We start from the raw sequence: 2567 nt of genomic DNA, 5'->3' as shown, positions 1-2567 counted from the left end.
GCGAGTCCAGCTATACGGGGATGCTGTCACACCTGGTCGCCGGGCTGGCCGATTCCGGTCCGGATCCAGCAGCAGCCGTCATAGAGACGATGGTCTTTACTGCCCCAGCCGGCGGGCAAAGCGCTGCCGGCACCGCAGGCGCGCCGGTGTACAGGACCGTCGTGGATTTTCGGTCCGCGTGGCGGTCTCCGCACGCGTCACCTCCGCCCAAGGGCTGACGAGCGGAAACCGGACAGGACACCGCCACCACCTGTGATCGCGACGCCGACTAGTAGGACGACGGGCCGTGAGCGGCGTGGCGCGCCAACGCGCGCGTCGCACTGGTGGCGGCCGACCGCGCACCGGATTCTCCCTGACTGGGCCACGACGGGTGACCGCCGACCCCGTCATTCAGGTTCTTTGGTCCCTGATATCCGTGAGCGCTGCGGAGGAGCGTGGAACCCGGTAAGTACGAACGGCGGACATGCGAGGAGTACGCACCATGACCACACCCGGTCCCGACCAGGACACCCTGCGGACCGCCATCGCGCTGGCCACGTGTGCTCCCTCCGTGCACAACACCCAGCCGTGGCGCTGGTCCATCGGCCCCGGCTCGCTACACCTGTACGCGGATCGGGACCGCCTGCTCGCGGCCACCGACCCCGACGGCCGCGACCTGATCGTCAGCTGCGGTGCGGCACTGCACCACCTGCGCGTCGCGCTCGCCGCGCTCGGCTGGCGGACCGTGGTGCGCCGGGTACCCGATCCCACCGAGCCCGACCACCTGGCCGCGGTGGAGTTCCACGAGCACGTCCCCAGCGACCACGAGGTTTCCCTCACCGCCATGATCTCGCGGCGGCGCACCGACCGCAGGCGCATGTCGTCGTGGCCGGTGCCGCCCGACCACCTTGAGCTCCTCGCCGGTCTCGCCCGGCACGAGGGTGCCCTCTGCTTCCCGATCATCGAACCGGGCGCACGGTTCCACCTGGCCGGGGCCATCGCCCAGGCCGCCGTGGTGCAGGCCGCCGACCCGGGCTACGCCGCGGAGATGGCGCTGTGGACCGGTCGCGGCAACAGCACCAGGGACGGCGTGCTCGCCGCCAGCGTCCCCACCGCGTTCCAGGCCAACTCCGACACACGGACGTTCCCGCACGGCACCCTCACCCAACCCGCTGGCAAGCAGTACGGCCAACAGACCGAGTACCTCGCGATCGCCACCTCCAGCGACGATCTCCTGTCGCGGCTGCGGGCCGGTGAAGCGACGAGCGCCGTGCTGCTGGGTGCCACCGAACTGGGCCTGGCGACGTGCACACTGTCCCAACCGCTGGAGATCGCCGACACCCGACGCATGATCCGCGACGACCTGCTCGACGGCACCGCGGTGCCCCAGCTGATCATCCGGGTCGGATGGGCCCCGACCAGCGCCGCGCCGCTCCCCCACACACCCCGCAGGGACGTGGACGACATCATCGAGCACATCGCCGGATAAGACCCGCGGGATGGCGGCCCAGTCACCAGGACCGTCGTACAGTCCCGCGACCAGGCTGGGCGAGAACCGGGTCAGTACACGCGGAGTCGTTGACAGCCCGTTGCGCGAAGGGACCACCGACACATTCGAACGACTGATGACCATGCCCATGGCGAAACTGGACCTGCTGCTCGGCTACGCGCTCGCGTTCGGGCTGCTCGCCGTCGCCCAGGTCGCGGTCGCACTGTGGCTGGGCCTGTCGATCGCCCTCGGTGCCGCCACCCTGCGCCGCCAGAATCACTGAGGTCTGCGGCGTTCCTAGGCCGCGACCACGCCGTGCAGGTACTCGGCGATATGCCTGGTCCATGCCTCGATCGCCGGCCAGTCGCGCAGGTCGCCGTAGCGGCCACCGCAGATCCACAGCACCAGACGAGCGACTAACGGCGCGCCCGCGCTTGGGACGACGCCCGGAAAGGCGTGGTAGTCCCGCGGTCCGATCAGCTCGCACAGCTGGGCGATCCGTGGCGGGACGACGTCACGCAGGCGGCCGCCGACGGGACCGCGCAGCGAGGGGCCGATGCCTAGGCTGAACAGCCACACCGGCATCGTCCGCAGTGTGTCGGCATTGCGCAACACGAAGTGCTCCGCCGCGGGCAGCAGGGATCGGTTGTGCACCGCGCTGCCCAGCACCACGGCGTCGTAGCCGTCAGGGGTGCGCACCTCGTCCACGCCGCGGACGTCGGCGAGCACACCCTGCGCACGCAACCGAGCGGCGATGAACTCGGCCGCATCCTTCGTCGAGCCGCCGCTGCTGGCGTACAGGACCAGCGTCCGGTCACGATAGGCGCCCATTTCGCACTCTCCAATGTGGACAGGAAAATCACTTCACACCACACACGTAACGCCGCGGCCCATGCCGTGGCGAGTGTCCAAGGTCCCGGGGTGGCCGGGACCGATGGGTGACCGGCCGCCGCCGGTGGGGGCACGGTAGAGGTGGGGATCTCCACGCAGGGAGGCGATGGGCGATGACACGCAGATCACGTCTTCGTGGTCGCGATCGTGGTCGGTTTTGTGGCCACCGCGCTGCACTTCGTCGGGAACCGGTGACGCACAACTGTGG

Annotated in this window: 3 protein-coding genes; 2 read left to right on the top strand and 1 reads right to left on the bottom strand. The window is 69.9% G+C overall.

Annotated features, from left to right (window positions below):
* The first annotated feature begins 481 nt into the window (after window positions 1-481).
* Both ACJ73U_RS17285 and ACJ73U_RS17280 read left to right on the top strand, forming a co-directional pair.
* On the top strand, window positions 482-1468 hold the full coding sequence (locus tag ACJ73U_RS17285) for an Acg family FMN-binding oxidoreductase (RefSeq protein WP_407778662.1): 987 nt from the start codon (window positions 482-484) through the stop codon (window positions 1466-1468).
* Between the two features lie 136 nt (window positions 1469-1604).
* Window positions 1605-1751 carry a hypothetical protein gene (locus ACJ73U_RS17280; RefSeq protein WP_407778661.1) on the top strand — a complete coding sequence of 49 codons (147 nt, stop codon included), beginning with the start codon at window positions 1605-1607 and terminating at the stop codon, window positions 1749-1751.
* Window positions 1752-1765: 14 nt separating this feature from the next.
* Here ACJ73U_RS17280 and ACJ73U_RS17275 read toward each other — a convergent pair whose 3' ends face one another.
* Complete coding sequence (locus tag ACJ73U_RS17275; protein WP_407778660.1) at window positions 1766-2299, bottom strand: flavodoxin domain-containing protein; 534 nt, start codon at window positions 2297-2299, stop codon at window positions 1766-1768.
* Window positions 2300-2567 lie beyond the last annotated feature (268 nt).

Source organism: Actinophytocola sp. (assembly GCF_045807065.1).
Lineage (GTDB): Bacteria > Actinomycetota > Actinomycetes > Mycobacteriales > Pseudonocardiaceae > Actinophytocola.
The sequence above is the reverse complement of the archived record's forward strand: the minus strand, read 5'-3'. Positions and strand labels throughout refer to the sequence as shown.

Bases quoted from the DNA above. Each gene is read 5' to 3' on its own strand.
- ACJ73U_RS17280 (WP_407778661.1), top strand. From the start codon at position 1,605: ATGACCATGCCCATGGCGAAACTGGACCTGCTGCTCGGCTACGCGCTC.
- ACJ73U_RS17275 (WP_407778660.1), bottom strand. From the start codon at position 2,299: ATGGGCGCCTATCGTGACCGGACGCTGGTCCTGTACGCCAGCAGCGGC.
- ACJ73U_RS17285 (WP_407778662.1), top strand. From the start codon at position 482: ATGACCACACCCGGTCCCGACCAGGACACCCTGCGGACCGCCATCGCG.